Raw genomic sequence first — 16,448 nt, 5'->3', positions numbered from 1 at the left:
TCCGGGCCCCGCTGATACCGCCATGTCGCCGACATGGAGTCGATCATCGGCCTGGGACCAACGCGAAGTCAGCCCTTTTCCAGGTACTCCGCGCGTTCGGCGTCGACCAGGGCGGCCACCGAGGCGGCCAGCGCCGGATGGCGGGCCAGCTCCGGATCGTCCTCCACCAGCGCGATCGCCTCGGCGCGGGCGTCGCGGATCAGGTCGGTGTCGCGCAGCAGGGACAGCAGCCGCAGGTGTGAGCGCCGGCCGGACTGGGTCGCCCCGAGCACGTCGCCCTCGCGGCGCTGCTCCAGGTCGAGCTCGGCGAGCTTGAAGCCGTCCGTGGTGGACGCCACCGCGTCGAGGCGTTCCCGGGCCGACGAGCCCTCGGCCGCCTCGGTGACCAGCAGGCAGAGCCCCGCCGCCGAGCCCCGGCCCACCCGGCCGCGCAGCTGGTGCAGCTGGGAGACGCCGAACCGGTCGGCGTCCAGCACGATCATCACGGTGGCGTTGGGGACGTTGACGCCGACCTCGATGACGGTCGTGGCGACCAGCACGTCCAGCTCGCCGTCGGCGAAGGCGCGCATCACGGCGTCCTTCTCGTCGGCGGGCAGCCGCCCGTGCAGGATCCCGATCCGCAGCCCGTGCAGCGGCCCCTCGGCGAGCAGCGGGGCGACCTCGGTCACCGCGACCGGGGGCCGCCGGCCGTTGTCGTCCTCCCGGGGCGGTTCCTCCTCCGACCCGGACCCCGAGCCACCCGACCCCGCATCCCCGATCCGGGGGCACACCACGTACGCCTGGTGGCCGGCGGCGACCTCCTCGCGCACCCGGCGCCAGGCCCGGTCGAGGAACGCCGGTTTCTCGGCGGCCGGCACCACGTGCGAGGCGATCGGCGAGCGCCCCTGCGGGAGCTGGGTGAGCGCGGAGACCTCCAGGTCGCCGTAGACGGTCATCGCCACGGTGCGCGGGATCGGCGTCGCGGTCATCACCAGCACGTGCGGCGGCTGCTCCGCCTTGGCGCGCAGCGCGTCGCGCTGCTCCACGCCGAACCGGTGCTGCTCGTCGACCACGACGAGGCCCAGGTCGGCGAAGTCGACGCCCTCGTAGAGCAGGGCGTGGGTGCCGAGCACGATGCCGGCCCGGCCGGCGGCGACCTCGGCGAGGGCCCGGCGGCGGGCCGCCGCGCCCAGCGAGCCGGTGACCAGCTCCACCGAGGTGGCCCCGTCGGCGGCGCCCAGCTCTCCCGCCCGGGCGAGCGGGCCGAGCAGGTCGAGGATGCCCCGGTGGTGCTGGGCGGCGAGAACCTCGGTCGGGGCGAGCAGGGCGGCCTGGCCCCCGGCGTCGACCACCTGGAGCATCGCCCGCAGCGCCACCACCGTCTTGCCCGAGCCGACCTCGCCCTGCAACAGGCGGTGCATCGGGTGGGCGGTGGACAGGTCGGCGGCGATCTCCGCGCCGACGGCCCGCTGGCCGCCGGTCAGCTCGTACGGCAGCCGGGCGTCGAACGCGTCGAGCAGCCCGCCGGGGCGCGGCGGCCGGGATCGGGCCGGCCAGGCGGCGGCCCGGTGCTTGCGCTGCACGAGGGTGAGCTGCACGGCGAACGCCTCGTCCCACTTGAGCCGGCGGCGGGCCCGGTAGAGCGCCTCCTTGCTGGACGGCCGGTGGATCTCGCGCAGGGCGGTGCCGAGGTCGATCAGGTTGCGGGTGGCCCGGACGGTGGCGGGCTGCGGGTCCTCCGGCGGGGTGAAGGTGTCCAGCACCACGCGCACGCAGCGGGCGATCACCCAGGTCGGCACCGCCGCGGCGGCCGGGTAGACCGGGATCAGGGCCCCGGCGAACTCCTCGACCTCCTCGTTGGCGGCGGCCTCGCCGTCGCCACCCTCGCCGAGCAGCACGTATTCCGGGCCGTTGAGCTGGCGCTTGCCCCGGAACTCGGTGACCTTGCCGGCGAACAGCCCCCACCGGCCGGGGCGCAGCTCGCGCTCCCGCCACGCCTGGTTGCCGAAGAAGGTGCAGGTGAGCACCCCGCCGGAGTCGTCGCCGACGGTGACCTCCAGCAGCTTGCCCCGGCGCTGGCGCATCGGCCGCACGTCGGTGCGCCGCACCTGGGCCAGCACGGTGACCTGCTCGCCGACGTCGAGCGACCGGATGTCGGTGTGCTCGCCGCGCTCGTCGTAGCGGCGGGGGAAGTGGTGGACCAGGTCGCCGGCGGTGTGCAGGTCGAGGTGGGCGGCCAGGGCCTTGGCCGTCTTCTCCCCGACCAGCTTCTTCAGCGGCGTGTCGACCGTGGCCGGCTCGGACGTCGTCGTCATTCGACCCCCACCAGGAGCGGATAGTGCGGCTGGCCCCCCGCGTAGGCCTGGACCTCCACGAACGGCCAGCGCCGCGCGACGTGCTCGGCGACGGCGTCGGCCAGACCCTCGGGGGCGTCCGCGCCGGAGAGCAGGGTGACCAGCTCCCCGCCGCCGCCGAGCATGCGGTCGACCACGGCGGTGCAGGTGTCGGCGAGGTCGGCCCCGATCAGGTGCACCTCGCCCTCGACGAGGGCCAGCACGTCGCCGGGGCGGCACGGGCCGGCGACGGTGAGCGCCTCGCGGCTGGCCCAGCAGACCTCGGCGTAGCGGCAGGCCCCCGCCGCCTCGGCCATCGCGATCACGTCGTCGGCGAAGCGGCGCTGCGGGTCGCGCACGGCGAGCGCGGCCAGCGCCTGCACCGGCGACCGGGTCGGCACCACGCTGACCCGCACCCCCAGCGCGTGTGCCTCCCGCGCGGCGGCGTTGGCGACGGCCTGGGTGTTCGGGTCGTTGGGCAGCACCACCACCCGGGCCGCGGCCGTGGCGCGGATCGCGTCGAGCAGCTCACCGGTGGACGGGTTGCCCGGCACCACCGTCGCCCCCTCCCCCGTGAACAGCTCGGCGATGCCCGTCCCGGAGGCGACCACCACGGCCGCCCGGCCGTCGCCCGCCGGTGCCGCCGTGCCGTGCGCCGCGACGGCGTCGGCCGGGGCGGCGGGCGGCTGGTCGGCGAAGCGGGTCACCGAGATCCGGTGCGGCCGGCCGGCCTCCACCCCCGCCTCGACCGCCGCGCCGACGTCGTTGACGTGCACGTGCACGTTCCAGGTGGCCGACGCCGCGTCGGTGGCCCCGTCGCCGACCACGACCAGCGAGTCGCCGAGCCCGGCGAGGGTCTGCCGCATCCGGGCCACCGCGTCGGCGTCGGCGTCGAGCAGGAACTGCACCTCGTACGCGTAGTCCGTCGAACCGGTCTCGCGGGCGGCCGTGGCCGGCGGGCGGACCGGGCGGGGCGCGGGGGCGGGCCGGCGCGGGCTCTCGCCCGTGACCACCTCGACCAGCGCGTCGAGCAGCAGGCAGAGCCCCCGGCCGCCGGCGTCGACCACGCCCGCGCGGGCGAGCGCCGGCAGCTGCTCTGGCGTGCGGGCCAGCGCCTCGGCCGCCGCGCCGGCCGCCACCCGGGCGACGGTGGGCAGGTCGTCGCTGTCGGCCGAGCCGGCCGCGCGGGCCGCCGCCGCGACCACGCTGAGCACGGTGCCCTCGACGGGCTGGGCGACGGCGGAGTAGGCGGCGGCGGTGGCGTCGCCCAGCGCGGCGGCGAGCTGCCGGCCCCGCACCGCCGGGGCGGCGGCCAGGGTGTCGGCGAGGCCGCGCAGGATCTGCGACAGGATGACCCCGGAGTTGCCCCGGGCGCCCAGCAGCGCGCCGCGCGCCATCAGCCGCAGCGCGTGCCCGTGCGCGGTGGACCCGCCGTCGGGCAGGGTGGCCAGGTCCATCGCGAGCGCCTGCTGGGCCGAGGTGAGGGTGAGCACCAGGTTGGTGCCGGTGTCGCCGTCGGGGACCGGGTAGACGTTGAGGTCGTCGATCTCGCCCTGGTGCCGGCGCAGCGCGGCCAGCCCGCCCGCGCACCAGCGGCGCACCGCGGCGGCGTCGAGGGTGTCCAGCACGTCGGGAAGCCTACTGGCGCGCACCGACACCCGCCGGGGGCGACGCCACGATGTCGGCGACCTGGCGGGCGGCATCGCGGCGACCGGCGCCGGAAGTGCCCCCGCCCCGGCGTCACCAGGGGCCCGGTTGGGCGGCGACGGGGGGATCGGGTAACCTGGCCAGGTTGCCCGGGCTGCGCCTGGCGGCGACCTCATGAACGTATCAATCCCAGGAGTATCCCGTGGCTAGCGTGTGCGACGTCTGTGGCAAGGGGCCGGGCTTCGGCCACAACGTGTCCCACTCGCACCGGCGGACCAACCGCCGCTGGAACCCGAACATCCAGTCGGTGCGCACCCCGGCCGGTGGCGGCACCACCAAGAAGTTGAAGGTCTGCACCTCCTGCATCAAGGCCGGCAAGGTCACCCGCGCCTGACGCGGTAACGCCGACCCACCCATCGTCGACAAGCCGGCGGGCCCGAGGGCCCGCCGGCTTGTGGCGTCCGCGTACGCAGCACGGAGGCACCGTTGGACCTGGACCTGGGCCCCGCCGAGATGATCGTCGTCGGGGCCTCGCTGGGCACCCTGCGCTGGTTCGACGAGGAGCTGCCGGCGGGCAGCGTGGTCGTCGTCGAGGAGCCCGACGTGATCAGCCGGCGTGGCATCGACGAACTGGTCGGGCGGCTGTCCGTCCTGGCCCGGGTCGTGCCGGCCGAATACCAGACGGGCTTCGACGCGGACGCGCTGCTCGCCCGCGAGCCCGATCTGGCCAGGGCCCGCCTCGTCATGCCGGGCCTGGAGTACGCCGTGGGCGCCGCCGCCCGCCTCGCCACCCGCCTCGGCCTGCCCGGTGCCGGGGCGGAGGCCGCCGACGTCTTCTCCGACAAGCACCGGATGCGGCTGCTCGCCGCCGACGCCGGGCTGCCGAACCCGGCGTACGAGCTGGTGGGCGGGCCGGCGGAGGCGGTCGAGTTCGCGCGCCGGCACGGCGGCCGCTGCGTGCTCAAGCCGACCCGGCGCTCGGGCAGTCTCGGGGTGCGGCTGGTCGCCGACCCGGCCGAGATCCCGGCCGCCTGGGCGGCCACCGCGGCCCCCGAGGCCCCGCCGGAGGCCACCGACCGGGGGCTGCCCACGCAGGTCCTCGCCGAGCAGGTGCTCGACGGCCGGGAGCACAGCGTCGAGCTGCTCGTCGCCGACGGCGAGGTGATCTTCGGCAACGTCACCGACAAGCGGGTGCTGCCCGGTCCCCTGCCGGTCGAGACGGGGCACACCGTCCCGTCGGCGCTGCCCGGGGCGGTCCGCCGCGACCTGCTCGACGCGGCGGGGCGGCTGTGCGCCGCCGCCGGGTTCCGCACCGGGGTGCTGCACAGCGAGTGGATCGTCGTCGGCCCGCGCCCCGGCACGGAGCCGGCCGAGGCGGGCGGCGTGCCACACCTGGTGGAGTGCGCCGCCCGGCTGCCCGGTGACATGATCACCGCGCTGATCTCGATCGGCTACGAGTTCGGCTTCATCGACGCGTACCTGCGGGTGTTGCGCGGCGAGCGGCCGGCGCTGCCGACCCGGCCGACCGGGGCGGCGGCGGTGGAGTTCCTGCTCGCCGACCCGGGCACCGTCACCGGCGTCGAGGGGCTGCGGCCGGCCCGCCGGGTGCCCGGGGTGCTGGAGGTGCAGCTCGACACCGCCGTCGGCGCGACCGTCGCGCCGGTCACGTCGTCGGGCCGGCGCAGCGGGCACGTGCTGGCCTGGGGCGTCGACCCGGCCGAGGCCGAGCGGGCCGCCCGCGCCGCCGCCGCCGAGATCCGCGTCACCGTCGCCTGACGGGCCGCCGCCGCGCAGCCGCCCAGCCGACCAGGGCACGGGCCGCCGCCGCGCAGCCACCCCGACGACCGGGGCGCGGGCCGGCCAGGGCACGGCGGGCAGCGGCTCGGTCAGAGGGTGCGGCCGAAGGAGAGGCAGCCCGGGTGGTCCCGGTAGAAGCCGAAGTTCGGGATGCGCTCGTAGCCGGCCGTGCTGTACATGGTGATCGCCTCGGGCTGCTTGTCGCCGCACTCCAGGACGAGCTGCTTGCGCCCGTGCTCGCGGGCGGACCGCTCGACGGCGGCGAGCACCGCCCGGGCCACGCCCCGGCCCCGCGCCTGCGGGCTGGTGTACATGCGCTTCAGCTCGGCGGTCTCCCCGTCGTCGCCGTGGCTGCGCCAGCCCCCGCACCCGACCGGCTCGCCGGCGAGGTAGGCCACCAGGAACGCGCCGTGCGGCGGCACGAACTCGGCGGCGTCGACCGGGGTGTCGTCGCCGCTGCCCCCGTACCGTCGGCCCAGGTCCGCCAGGGCGGCCCGGATGAGCTCCTGGGCCTCCGGGGAGTCGAAGCGGGCCGCGCGGATCTCGATCTCGCTCACGGGGGAAAGGGTACGTCGCCGGCCGGTCCCCTACCGGAAGTGGTCCCAGCCGGTCGGGCCGTCGTACGCATCGCCGTCGACGGTCACGCCGGTGCCCTCCGTCACCCGGCCGACGATCCGCCACGGGTCGGGCAGCGCCACCGCCGGGGGGAACGTGGCCGCCAGCGCGTGGTCGTCGCCGCCAGCGAGGATCCAGGAGTACGGGTCGACCCCCAGCGCCTGGGCGGCGTCGCGCATCTGCCGGGGCACCTCGAAGGCGTCCCGCCGCACGTCGATGCCGACCCCGCTGGCGCGGGCCACGTGCCCGAGGTCGGCCAGCAGCCCGTCCGAGACGTCGATCATGGCGGTGGCCCCGAGCCGGGCGGCGTGGGGCCCGGCCGCGTACGGCACCTGGGGCCGCCGGTACGCCTCGACCAGGAGCTTCGGCGTGCGGAAGCCCCGGGACAGCACGGTGTAGCCGGCGGCGGCGTACCCGCTGCGGCCGGCGAGCGCCACGACGTGCCCCGGGCGGGCCCCCGAGCGGACGACCGGGGACCGGCCGCCCAGGTCGCCCAGGGCGGTGACGGCGATCGTGAGCGTGGGGCTCGCCGACATGTCGCCGCCGACCACGCTCGCGCCCACGGTGGCGGCCTCGGCCCCGAGCCCGTCGGCCAGCTCCTCGGCCCAGGCCGGGTCGAGGTCCGCCGGCATGCACAGGGCCACCAGCAGGGCGGTCGGGGTGGCGCCCATCGCCGCGATGTCGGCCAGGTTGGCCGCCGCCGCCCGGTGCCCGACGTCGCGGGCGGCGGACCAGTCCCGGCGGAAGTGCCGCCCCTCGACGAGCACGTCGGTGGAGGCGACCACCCGGGCGTCCGGCGCGGCCAGCACCGCCCCGTCGTCGCCGGGCCCGAGCAGGCAGGACGCCCCCTGGGGCAGCCGGGCGGTGACCCGGTCGATCAACCCGAACTCGCCGATTCCGGTCACGCTCATGCCCGCTCCCCGCCGCGCCCGTGCCCACCGTGGACCCGGGACGGCCCCGCGCCCCGGCTGCCGTGAACCCGGGATCGTTCCGCGTCCCGCCTGCCGTGGCCGCGGGATCGTCCCGCGCCCCGCCCGCCGTCGCGCCCGTCGCGCTCGCTCACCGCTTCTCCTTGGCCACCGATAGGGATCAGACCTGGTCCGTAAGGTAGTTTCACCCTTCGGGCCGCCCAGCGGCGGCGACGGACGGAGGTCGAGTCGTGGTACAGGCGTACATCCTCATCCAGACAGAGGTGGGTCGGGCGCGTGACGTGGCCGGCCTGATCGGCGACCTTCCCGGCGTGGTGCGGGTCGACGCCGTCACCGGGCCGTACGACGTGGTCGTGCTCACCGAGGCCAACACGGTCGACGAGCTCGGCAAGCTCATCGTCAGCAACGTGCAGATGGTGCCCGGCATCACCCGCACCCTCACGTGTTCGGTGGTGCGCCTGTAAGTGGACGAGATCACTTCCTCCTCCGAGTCCCCCGCCGGGGCGGGCACGAGCGACGACGCCGGCGCGCCGCGCCGGGATCGGGCCAACCGCAGCGCGGCGCTGCTGGCCACGCTGGTCGCGGTGCCGGTCACCGTGGCCGTGGCCGGGTTCACCTTCGCCAAGCTGACCCCGGACGCCCCGGCCGCCGAGCCGGGCCCGGCGGCGACCAGCGCCGGGCCGCGGTCCACCGCGCCGGTCGAGATGGCCGCCCCCCGGCTGGCCGAGCGGCCCGCCACGGTGTGCCGCGCGCTGACGTCGCAGCTCCCGCCGACCGTGCGCGACCTGGCCCAGCGGCCGGTCACCGCCGGCCCCGAGCAGAACGCCGCGTACGGCGACCCGGCGCTCACCATCGCCTGCGGCGGCGCCGAGCCGGAGCCGGGCGACACCGACGACATCTGGGTCGTCAACAAGGTCTGCTGGTACGCGGCCGAGGGCCCGGACGCGACCGTGCTCACCACGCTGGACCGGGAGACGGCGGTGCGGGTAACCGTGCCCCGCACGTACGGGGCGGCCCTGCAGTGGGTCAGCCCCATCTCCGACGTGGTGATCGCCTCGGTGCCCTCGGGCGGCGACGCCCCCGGCGGCTGCACCGGCTGACCAGCAGCCCCCGCCGGCTGGCCGGTCCTCACCGGCTGCGGCGGCTGACCGGCCACCGCCGTCGGCCGCGCCTGCCGGTCGCCCCGGCGGCTGCGCGCGTTCAGTGCAGGCCGACGCCGCGCCGCTGGGCGGTGCGGATCAGTCGGTTGACCAGCTTCGGATACTCCAGCCCGGAGGCGGCCCACATCAGCGGGAACATCGACGTCGGGGTGAAGCCGGGCATCGTGTTGATCTCGTTGAGGTAGACGTCCAGGTCCGGGGTGACGAAGAAGTCGACCCGGGCCAGCCCGGCGCAGTCCAGGGCGGCGAAAGCCCGGACGGCGTAGTCCTGGACCTGCCGGGTGACGTGGTCGGGCAGGGTGGCCGGCAGGTCGTACTCGGGCTCGGAGAGATATTTCGCCTCGAAGTCGTACCAGTCGTGGTCGCCGCCGGCCCGCACCTCGGCCAGGACGGACGCCTCCGCGCCGCCCCCGGCCTCGCCCTCCAGCACGCCGCACTCGACCTCCCGGCCGACGATCGCGCCCTCGACCAGCACCTTCGGGTCGATCTCCCGGGCCGTGGCGACGGCGGCCTCCAGGTCGGCCCAGTCGTCGACCTTCGTGATGCCGAACGACGAGCCGGCCCGGGACGGCTTGACGAAGACGGGCAGCCCGAGCCGCTGCTTGTCCTCCTCGGACAGGGTGACCCCGCTGCGCAGCACCGCGTACGGGCCGACGGGGATGCCCTCGGCGGCGCAGAGCTTCTTGGTGAACTCCTTGTCCATCGCGGCGGCGGAGGCGAAGACGTTCGCCCCGACGTAGGGGATGCCGGCCATCTCCAGCATGCCCTGGATGGTGCCGTCCTCGCCGTACGCGCCGTGCAGCACGGGGAAGACCACGTCGACGTCGGCGAGCACCCGGGGCCCCTCGGCGGGGTCGAGCACCAGCAGCCCGTTGCCGGTGGGGTCGGCCCGCAGCACGAGGTCGGCGCCGGCCTCGGCGGTGATCTCCGGCAGCCGCCGGGCGCTGATCGCCAGCTGGGCCGGGTCGCCGCTGGTCAGCACCCACTTGCCGGCGCGGGTGATGCCCACGGGGACCACCTCGAACTCGTCCGGGTCGAGCGCGCTGAGCACGCTGCCGGCGCTGACGCAGGAGATGCCGTGCTCGGGGCTGCGGCCGCCGAAGACGAGGGCCACACGGGTCTTGCCTGGGGTGGTCACTCGGTCACCCTTTCGTTCGCGACTGCGAGGCTCGTGGTGCTCGCCGGTGGCGCTCACCCGGATGACCTTACTGTGCGTGGCCGGACAACGGAGTTGATACCCGGGGAGAAGCGGCAGCACCGCGCAACCGGTCAACAGTGCATATACGCTGCGTAATCACACCACGCCGGACAGCGGCTCCCGGGCGGGCGGCAGGCGGCGCGTCAGAGGCCGTAGCGGCGGCCGACGGCGATCACCTTCACCCGCTGCCGCCCGGCCCGCACCATGCCCAGCGCCATGAACGCGCCGGCGATCCGGTCGGCCGCCTCCCGGCTGCTCGCCCCGACGACCTGCCGTCGCCGCTCGGGGGCCTGCCGCTCGTCGCGGCGCACGTCGTCCACCGGGCGGACGTCGGTGAGCACCACCAGGAACCGGGTCACCGCCGGCCTCCCGCAGCACCCCACGCCGCCCGACCGGGCGACCCCTCCGGCTCCGCGGTGGTCGCCGCCAACCCGCCGGAGCGGTCCCGGCAGACGTACGCCAGGTGGGCGTGGATCCACGCGTCGTCGTTGTCGCGCAGCACGGGGTGTGCGCACCAGCGGCACCGCGACACCCGGGGCCAGCAGGCGGTCACCGTCATCCGATTCCCTTCCGGTGCATCCCGGGTGGCGGCACGCGGCGATCGGGTACGGGGGAGAAAACCCGATCGCCACGCGCCCCATCCCCTCCGGTCACTCACCACCGCCGTCGCCACGACAACCGGCAGCGAGGAACTGGTCACAGGTTGACATGTGGACTGGCGTGAATGCAACTCTCATCGCCGTTCTCTCATGTGCACACTCCCGGCCATGTATGTCACCATCGACGCATGGCACCGAAGACGGCCCGGGCCCGACGGCTCGGCATCGCGCTGCGTACGCACCGGGAGGCGGCCGGCCTCACCCTCGAAGCCGCCGCCGACGAGATCAACAGCACCCGGAGCACCCTGTCCCGGTACGAGAACGCCCAGACGCTGATCAGCCCCGCCACGGTGCGCGCCCTGCTCACCCTCTACGGGGTGGGCGCCGACGAGCTCGCCGCCGCCGTCCAGCTCGCCAAGGACGCCCGCAAGCCCGGCTGGTGGGTTTCCTATTCGTACCTGCTGGACCGGCGGACCATCGACTTCATCGCGCTCGAGGCCGAGGCCACCGGCATCGCCAACTTCGAGCCGTCGGTGGTGCCCGGCCTGCTCCAGACCGCGGACTACATCCGGGGGGTGATGCGGGGCGGCCCGCACACCCTCAGCGACGAGCAGGTCGAGCAGCGGGTCCACCTGCGACTCGACCGGCAGCAGCGGATCACCGGAGACGATCCGGCGATCCTCGACGCGATCATCGACGAGGGCGCCCTGCTGCGCCCCGTGGGCGGCCAGGCCGTGATGGAGGCGCAGCTGCACCACCTGCTCAAGATGGCCGAGCTGCCCAACATCACGGTCCAGGTGATCCCCCTGTCCGCCGGCTACCACCGGGGCACCCGGGGTTCGCTGCACATCCTGGAGTTCCCCGACCCGGAGGACCCGCACATCGCGTCGGTGGAAACGGTCGCCGGCCAGATGGTCCTCGACCGGCCCGGTGACCTGCGTACCTGCACCAAGATCATGGAGCACCTGCGGACGGTCGCACTCAGCCCCGCGGCCACCCGGGACCAGCTCCTCCGACTCCTGAAAGGACGGTAGAACATGACCCCGACGACGAGCGCGGCCCTCGCCACGGCGCGATGGCGCAAGAGCAGCCGCAGCGGCGACGAGGGAGCCTGCGTGGAGATGGCGGTCGTACCCGGCGCGGTGGCCGTCCGCGACTCGAAGGACCCGACGGGCCCGGCGCTGCTCTTCCCGCCGACCGCGTGGGCCGCGTTCGCCGCCGCGCCGCCCCTCACCTCCCGGCGCCCCTGACCGCCGCGCGGGCCGGCCGGGGGGTCCCGTCCCGGCCGGCCCGCGCGGCCACCGTCGTGGTCCACCCGCCGTCCGGTCCGCACCGCCGGCCGGCGGGTGGGCCACCACCTCGTGCCGGCGCGCCGGCACCCCGGCCCAGCCGGGGCACCGGGGCGCGGTCCGCCGAGGTCAGCCGGGCCGGCGGGCGGTCACCGCGGTCGCGTCCAGCTCCTCGTCGTACGCCACGGACGGCGTCAACCCGAGGTCGGCCAGCGCGGCGCACAGCGCCTCGACCTGCCCGGCGCCGGCCTCCACGGCCAGGTGCCCGCCCGGCGCCAGCCAGTGCACCGCCCCCCGCGCCACCCGGCGCAGCACGGCCAGCCCGTCCGACCCTCCGTCGAGCGCCACCGGCGCCTCGTGCAACCGCGCCTCGGGCGGCATGAGCGCCACCGCCTCCGTCGGCACGTACGGGGCGTTGGCCACGATCAGGTCGAGCCGGCCCCGCCATTCGGTCGGCACCGGCTCGTACAGGTCGCCCTGGTAGACGGGCACGCCGAGGTGGGCGAGGTTGCGCCGGGCGCACGCCACGGCGGCCGGGTCGAGGTCGGCGGCGGCCAGCCAGCGGGGACGCAGCCGCCCGGCGAGCACCAGCGCCGCGGCACCGGACCCGCAGCACAGGTCCAGCACGGCCGCGCCGGGCCCGGTGACCGCCGCGGCGGCCGACACCAGCAACGCGGTACGCGCCCGCGGCACGAACACGCCCGGGTCGACGCCGACCCGCAGGTCGCAGAACTCGGCCCAGCCGAGCAGGTGCTCCAGCGGCAGGCCGGCGACCCGCCGCTCGACCAGGTCGGCGAGCCGCTCGGGAGTGTCGGCGGCGGCGGCGAGCAACTCCGCCTCCTCCTCGGCGAAGACGCAGCCGGCGGCGCGCAGCCGCGACACGAGCGCGTCCGTGGACTGAGCGTGAGAAGGGGACCCTTCTCGACCGTATGCGTTAACAGGGGGCCCTTCCTTGCAGGGCGGCGGTGACGTCGGCGACCAGGTCGGCGGTGTCCTCCACGCCGCAGGAGAGCCGGACGAACCCGGGCGGCGTGTCGTCGCCCCACTGCGCCCGCCGGTCGGCGGTGGTGTGCAGCCCGCCGAACGACGTGGCGGCGGCCACCAGCCGGGACGCGGTGAGGAAGCGGGCCACCCGCTCGGCGTCACCGAGGTCGAACGACAGCACCCCGGGCATCCGACGCAGCTGGGCCGACGCCAGCGCGTACGCCGGGTCGCCCGGCAGCCCCGGCCAGCGCACGCCGGTGACGTCGGGGCGGCCGGCGAGCAGCCGGGCGAGCGCCTCGGCGTTGGCGCTCTGCCGGGCCAGCCGCAGGTCCAGCGTGGCCAGGGAGCGGTGCGCCAGCCACGCGTCGAACGCCCCCGGCACCGCCCCGGTCATGGTGCGCCAGGCGGTGACCGGGTCGAGCAGCCCGGCGGAACGGGTCGCCACGTACCCGAGCAGCAGGTCGGAGTGGCCGGTCAGGGCCTTCGTGCCGGAGGCGACGACCACGTCGGCGCCGAGGTCCAGCGGGCGCTGGCCGAGCGGGGTGGCCGTGGTGTTGTCCACCGCCACCAGGGCCCCGGCGGCGTGCGCGGCGGCGGCCAGGGCCGGCACGTCGGCGACGTCCAGGCCGGGGTTGGCCGGCGACTCCAGCAGCACCAGCCGCACCCCGGCGAACGACGGGTACGGCCCGGCGGTCGGCGCGAACAGCACCCGCACGCCGATCCCGGCGAGGGTGTCGGTGGCGAACGCCCGCACCGGGAAGTAGCCGTCGGCGGGGAGCACCACCGTGTCGCCGGGGCGCAGCACGGCCAGCAGCAGGCCGGTGATCGCCGCCTGCCCGCTGGCGAAGACGCGCACGTCGCCGCCCTCCAGCTCGCCGATGGCCGCCTCCAGCAGCCGCCGGGTCGGGTTGTCGGGGCGGCCGTACCCGTTCGGCGTCGCCGCCGGGCCCTGCCGTGGGTCGAGGTGGTAGGGCGCGGCGAAGACCGGGCCGGGCAGGAACGGCTGCCCCGGGGCGGGCTCGGGCAGGCCGGCCCGCACGCACCGGGTGCCGTCGCCGTCGGCGCTGTCGGTGCCGATGCGTTCGCCGTCGGTGCTTTCGCCGTCGGTGCCGGGGGTCGTCACGCGGGCCGCCTCACTCGTACGACTCGGGCTTGGCGGTGCGGCTCATCAGCGCATCGACGGCGAGCCGGGGGTCCATCCCCTCGTGGCAGATCCGCTCGATCTGCTCGGTGATCGGCATCTCCACCCCGTGGGCGCGGGCCAGGTCCCGGATCGCCAGGCAGCTCTTCACGCCCTCGGCGGTCTGCCGGGTGGCCGCCTGGGCCTGCTCCAGGGTCTCGCCCCGGCCCAGGTGCTCGCCGAAGGTGCGGTTACGGGCCAGCGGCGACGAGCAGGACGCCACGAGGTCGCCCATCCCGGCCAGGCCGGCGAAGGTGATCGGGTCCGCGCCGAGGGCCACCCCGAGGCGGGCGGTCTCGGCGAGCCCCCGGGTCATCAGCATCGCCCGGGTGTTGTCGCCGAAGCCCATCGCGGTGGCGATGCCGTACGCGAGGGCGATCACGTTCTTCACCGCCCCGCCCAGCTCGCAGCCGATCACGTCGTCGTTGGTGTACGGCCGGAAGTAGGGCGTACGGATCGACGCCTGGACGAGCTGGGCGCGGCGGTCGTCGGTGCCGGCGACCACGGTGGCGGCGGGCTGCTCGGCGGCGATCTCGGGGGCGAGGTTGGGGCCGGAGACGACGACCACCCGGTCCGGGGTGACCCGGGCGGTCTCCACGATCACCTCGCTCATCCGCTTGGTGGTGCCCAGCTCGATGCCCTTCATCAGGGACACCAGGGTCGCGTCCGGGTGCAGGTCGCCGACCCACTCGGCGAGGTTGCCGCGCAGCGTCTGCGACGGCACCGCGAGCACCACGATCTCCGCGCCCCGGATCGCCTCGGCGGCGCTGCCGGTGCCGGTGACCCGGTCGGGCAGCCGCAGGTCGGGGAGGTATTCCGGGTTGTGCCGGCGCAGCCGGATCGCTTCGGCCACCGGCTGCCGCCGGGCCCAGATCGTCACGTCCCGCCCGGCGTCGGCAAGGATCTTGGCGAAGGCGGTCCCCCACGACCCGGCCCCCAGCACCGCCACGTGGCCGGTCACGCCGCGTCCTCCCGCCCCCGCGTCGGGCGGGCGGCCCCGGCGGCCCGCGCCGGTCGTTCCCACAGCGGAGGCGGCGTCCCGCCCCGGATCTCGGCGAGCTGGTCGCGCAGGCGCAGCATGATGGTGTCGGTCATCTCTTCCAGGGTGGCCTTGGTGGGCGTGGAGCCGGCCCAGCGGCTCAGGTCGACGGGCGGCCCGGCGACGACGGTCACCGGGATGCGGGGCCGCAGGCCCAGCCGGTTGTTGCGGGGGTCGAAGAGCCGCTCCGGCCCCCACATGGCGACCGGGATCACCGGTGCGCCGGTGGCCAGCGCCAGCCGGGCGGCCCCGGTCTTGCCCCTCATCGGCCACAGGCCGGGTTCCCGGGTGGTGGTGCCCTCCGGGTAGATCACCACCGCGCCGTCCTCGCGCAGGGCGGCGACGAGGGCGTCCAGGGACTTGACGGCGTCGACCGTGCCGCGCTCGACGGGGATCTGGAGGCAGCGGTGCAGGATCCAGCCCACCACCGGCACCCGGAAGACGCTGGCCTTGCCGAGGAACCTCGGCCAGCGCCCGGCGTCGTAGACGAAGTGCGCGGAGACCAGCGGGTCGGCGTGCGAGAGGTGGTTGGGGACGATGATGATGCCGCCGTCGTGGCGCAGGTGCTCCATGCCCCGCCAGGTGCGCCGGGTCCAGACCGTCATGACGGGCTTGACCAGCACCACGGCGAACCGTTGCCAGAACCCCAGCCTGCGCCGCGTCACCCTGCCTCCTCGTAGCCCCGACCCCACGCCGCACCCGCCCGTGCCGCCCGCAGCGAAATCATGCCTGCTCGCCCCCGGTACGGCCAGTGAGGGTACCGCCGGGGTGACTGGCAGGATTGTGCCGTGCGGCAGCGGACCTGGACTGTGGTGGTGCCGGTGAAGCGCCTCGGCGTGGCGAAGAGCCGGCTGCGGGGGGCGCTGCCGGGCGTACCCCACGAGGAGCTGGCGCTGGCCCTGGCGGCCGACACGGTCGCCGCGGTGCGGGCGTGCCCGGCGGTCGCCGGGGTGGTGGTCGTCACCCGCGACGCCCGCGTGGCGGCGGCCGTCCGCGCGGCCGGCGTGCGGGTCGTGCCGGACCCGCCGGACGCCGGCCTGAACGCGGCCTTCCGGCTCGGCGCGGCGGTCGCGGCCGGCGGCGGCGGGTGGGTGGCCGGGCTCACAGCGGACCTGCCGGCGCTGCGCCCGGCCGAACTGACCGCCGCGCTGCGCGCGATCGCCGCCGGCCCGCCGGGGGTACGCCGGTTCGTGGCCGACACCCCGGGGACCGGCACGGTGCTGCTCGCCGCGCCGCCCGGCGTGCCGCTGGACCCCCGGTTCGGGGTCGGCTCGGCCGCGGCGCACGAGGCGGGCGGGGCGCTGCCGCTGGCCGGCGACTGGCCCACCCTGCGTCGGGACGTCGACACCGCGGCCGACCTGGCCGCCGCCGCCCGGCTCGGGCCCGGGCCGCACACCGCCGCCCTCACCGGCGCGGGCTGAGCCCCCGCCGGCACCGGTGTACGGTGCTGGCATGCAGGGCACCGTGGCCACCTACGACGCGGCGACGCGCAGCGGCATGCTGTTGCTCGACGACGGCACCGAGCTGACGTTCCCGGCGCGGGCCTTCGACGCCTCCGGCCTGCGGCTGCTGCGGCTGGGCCAGCGGGTCCGGGTCGAGACCGACGCCGCCGGGGAGATCGTCCGGGTGACGTTGCCGACGATGCCGTGAGCTCCCCACCCAAGTTCATTTTGCGTTAACCCGTTCCGGGACATTATGA

At 76.1% G+C, this 16,448-nt stretch carries 19 protein-coding genes; 8 read left to right on the top strand and 11 right to left on the bottom strand.

The window, feature by feature from the left end; translation table 11 throughout:
• Positions 1-68: 68 nt before the first annotated feature.
• Both recG and GA0070558_RS01245 read right to left on the bottom strand, forming a co-directional pair.
• Positions 69-2,294 carry an ATP-dependent DNA helicase RecG gene (recG, locus tag GA0070558_RS01250; protein WP_091274550.1) on the bottom strand — a complete coding sequence of 742 codons (2,226 nt, stop codon included), beginning with the start codon at positions 2,292-2,294 and terminating at the stop codon, positions 69-71.
• The gene (locus GA0070558_RS01245; protein ID WP_091274548.1) at positions 2,291-3,940 is read right to left on the bottom strand and encodes a DAK2 domain-containing protein; all 1,650 of its coding nucleotides are present in this window, start codon (positions 3,938-3,940) and stop codon (positions 2,291-2,293) included. The genes recG and GA0070558_RS01245 overlap by 4 nt, the downstream gene beginning before the upstream one ends.
• A 221-nt stretch (positions 3,941-4,161) precedes the next feature.
• On the opposite strand from GA0070558_RS01245, the gene rpmB reads away from it, so the two are divergent.
• Both rpmB and GA0070558_RS01235 read left to right on the top strand, forming a co-directional pair.
• Entirely contained in the window at positions 4,162-4,353 is a 192-nt protein-coding gene (rpmB, locus tag GA0070558_RS01240; protein ID WP_007075181.1) for a 50S ribosomal protein L28, read from the top strand.
• 92 nt (positions 4,354-4,445) lie between these two features.
• A complete protein-coding gene (locus GA0070558_RS01235) occupies positions 4,446-5,735 on the top strand; it encodes an ATP-grasp domain-containing protein (protein WP_091274545.1) in 1,290 nt (429 codons plus the stop codon).
• Positions 5,736-5,845: 110 nt separating this feature from the next.
• Here the strand turns inward: GA0070558_RS01235 and GA0070558_RS01230 are convergent, their stop codons facing one another.
• Positions 5,846-6,313: a GNAT family N-acetyltransferase gene (locus tag GA0070558_RS01230; RefSeq protein ID WP_091274542.1), complete on the bottom strand. Its 468-nt coding sequence runs from the start codon at positions 6,311-6,313 to the stop codon at positions 5,846-5,848.
• Positions 6,314-6,343: 30 nt separating this feature from the next.
• Entirely contained in the window at positions 6,344-7,282 is a 939-nt protein-coding gene (locus GA0070558_RS01225) for a thiamine-phosphate kinase (RefSeq protein ID WP_091274539.1), read from the bottom strand.
• A 248-nt stretch (positions 7,283-7,530) separates the two neighbouring features.
• Here GA0070558_RS01225 and GA0070558_RS01220 point away from each other — a divergent pair, with 248 nt between their 5' ends.
• A complete protein-coding gene (locus GA0070558_RS01220; protein WP_043962303.1) occupies positions 7,531-7,764 on the top strand; it encodes an Lrp/AsnC ligand binding domain-containing protein in 234 nt (77 codons plus the stop codon).
• A 9-nt stretch (positions 7,765-7,773) separates the two neighbouring features.
• On the top strand, positions 7,774-8,400 hold the full coding sequence (locus tag GA0070558_RS01215; protein ID WP_091274796.1) for a DUF3515 family protein: 627 nt from the start codon (positions 7,774-7,776) through the stop codon (positions 8,398-8,400).
• A gap of 100 nt (positions 8,401-8,500) precedes the next feature.
• Here GA0070558_RS01215 and GA0070558_RS01210 read toward each other — a convergent pair whose 3' ends face one another.
• The 3 genes from GA0070558_RS01210 to GA0070558_RS01200 form a co-directional block, all read right to left on the bottom strand.
• The gene (locus GA0070558_RS01210) at positions 8,501-9,598 is read right to left on the bottom strand and encodes a D-alanine--D-alanine ligase family protein (RefSeq protein WP_077936601.1); all 1,098 of its coding nucleotides are present in this window, start codon (positions 9,596-9,598) and stop codon (positions 8,501-8,503) included.
• 203 nt (positions 9,599-9,801) lie between these two features.
• Positions 9,802-10,017, bottom strand: a complete 216-nt coding sequence (locus GA0070558_RS01205; RefSeq protein ID WP_043962301.1) for a hypothetical protein — start codon at positions 10,015-10,017, stop codon at positions 9,802-9,804.
• On the bottom strand, positions 10,014-10,217 hold the full coding sequence (locus tag GA0070558_RS01200) for a hypothetical protein (RefSeq protein ID WP_043962300.1): 204 nt from the start codon (positions 10,215-10,217) through the stop codon (positions 10,014-10,016). The genes GA0070558_RS01205 and GA0070558_RS01200 overlap by 4 nt, the downstream gene beginning before the upstream one ends.
• Positions 10,218-10,445: 228 nt before the next feature.
• Here GA0070558_RS01200 and GA0070558_RS01195 point away from each other — a divergent pair, with 228 nt between their 5' ends.
• Entirely contained in the window at positions 10,446-11,291 is an 846-nt protein-coding gene (locus tag GA0070558_RS01195; RefSeq protein ID WP_043962299.1) for a helix-turn-helix domain-containing protein, read from the top strand.
• Positions 11,292-11,294: 3 nt separating this feature from the next.
• Positions 11,295-11,507 carry a DUF397 domain-containing protein gene (locus GA0070558_RS01190; protein ID WP_043962297.1) on the top strand — a complete coding sequence of 71 codons (213 nt, stop codon included), beginning with the start codon at positions 11,295-11,297 and terminating at the stop codon, positions 11,505-11,507.
• 168 nt (positions 11,508-11,675) lie between these two features.
• Here GA0070558_RS01190 and GA0070558_RS01185 read toward each other — a convergent pair whose 3' ends face one another.
• From GA0070558_RS01185 to GA0070558_RS01170, 4 genes are read right to left on the bottom strand one after another with little or no spacing between them, the layout of a single operon-like run.
• The gene (locus tag GA0070558_RS01185; RefSeq protein WP_091274536.1) at positions 11,676-12,428 is read right to left on the bottom strand and encodes a putative protein N(5)-glutamine methyltransferase; all 753 of its coding nucleotides are present in this window, start codon (positions 12,426-12,428) and stop codon (positions 11,676-11,678) included.
• A 52-nt stretch (positions 12,429-12,480) separates the two neighbouring features.
• Positions 12,481-13,608, bottom strand: a complete 1,128-nt coding sequence (locus GA0070558_RS01180; RefSeq protein ID WP_077936621.1) for a cystathionine gamma-lyase — start codon at positions 13,606-13,608, stop codon at positions 12,481-12,483.
• Between the two features lie 55 nt (positions 13,609-13,663).
• A complete protein-coding gene (locus tag GA0070558_RS01175; protein ID WP_077936620.1) occupies positions 13,664-14,671 on the bottom strand; it encodes an NAD(P)H-dependent glycerol-3-phosphate dehydrogenase in 1,008 nt (335 codons plus the stop codon).
• A complete protein-coding gene (locus tag GA0070558_RS01170; RefSeq protein WP_091274533.1) occupies positions 14,668-15,414 on the bottom strand; it encodes a lysophospholipid acyltransferase family protein in 747 nt (248 codons plus the stop codon). Before GA0070558_RS01170 ends, GA0070558_RS01175 begins: the two co-directional genes overlap by 4 nt.
• Positions 15,415-15,537: 123 nt before the next feature.
• Here GA0070558_RS01170 and cofC point away from each other — a divergent pair, with 123 nt between their 5' ends.
• Positions 15,538-16,170, top strand: coding sequence for a 2-phospho-L-lactate guanylyltransferase (gene cofC, locus GA0070558_RS01165; protein ID WP_091274531.1), 633 nt, complete (start codon positions 15,538-15,540; stop codon positions 16,168-16,170).
• Positions 16,171-16,201: 31 nt separating this feature from the next.
• Positions 16,202-16,399 (top strand): cold-shock protein, encoded by a 198-nt coding sequence (locus tag GA0070558_RS01160; protein ID WP_091274528.1) that lies wholly within the window; start codon positions 16,202-16,204, stop codon positions 16,397-16,399.
• Positions 16,400-16,448: the final 49 nt, after the last annotated feature.

It is taken from the genome of Micromonospora haikouensis (assembly GCF_900091595.1).
GTDB classification, from domain to species: Bacteria; Actinomycetota; Actinomycetes; order Mycobacteriales; family Micromonosporaceae; genus Micromonospora; species Micromonospora haikouensis.
Note: the sequence above shows the minus strand (reverse complement) of the source record. Positions and strands in the feature narration are given on the sequence as shown.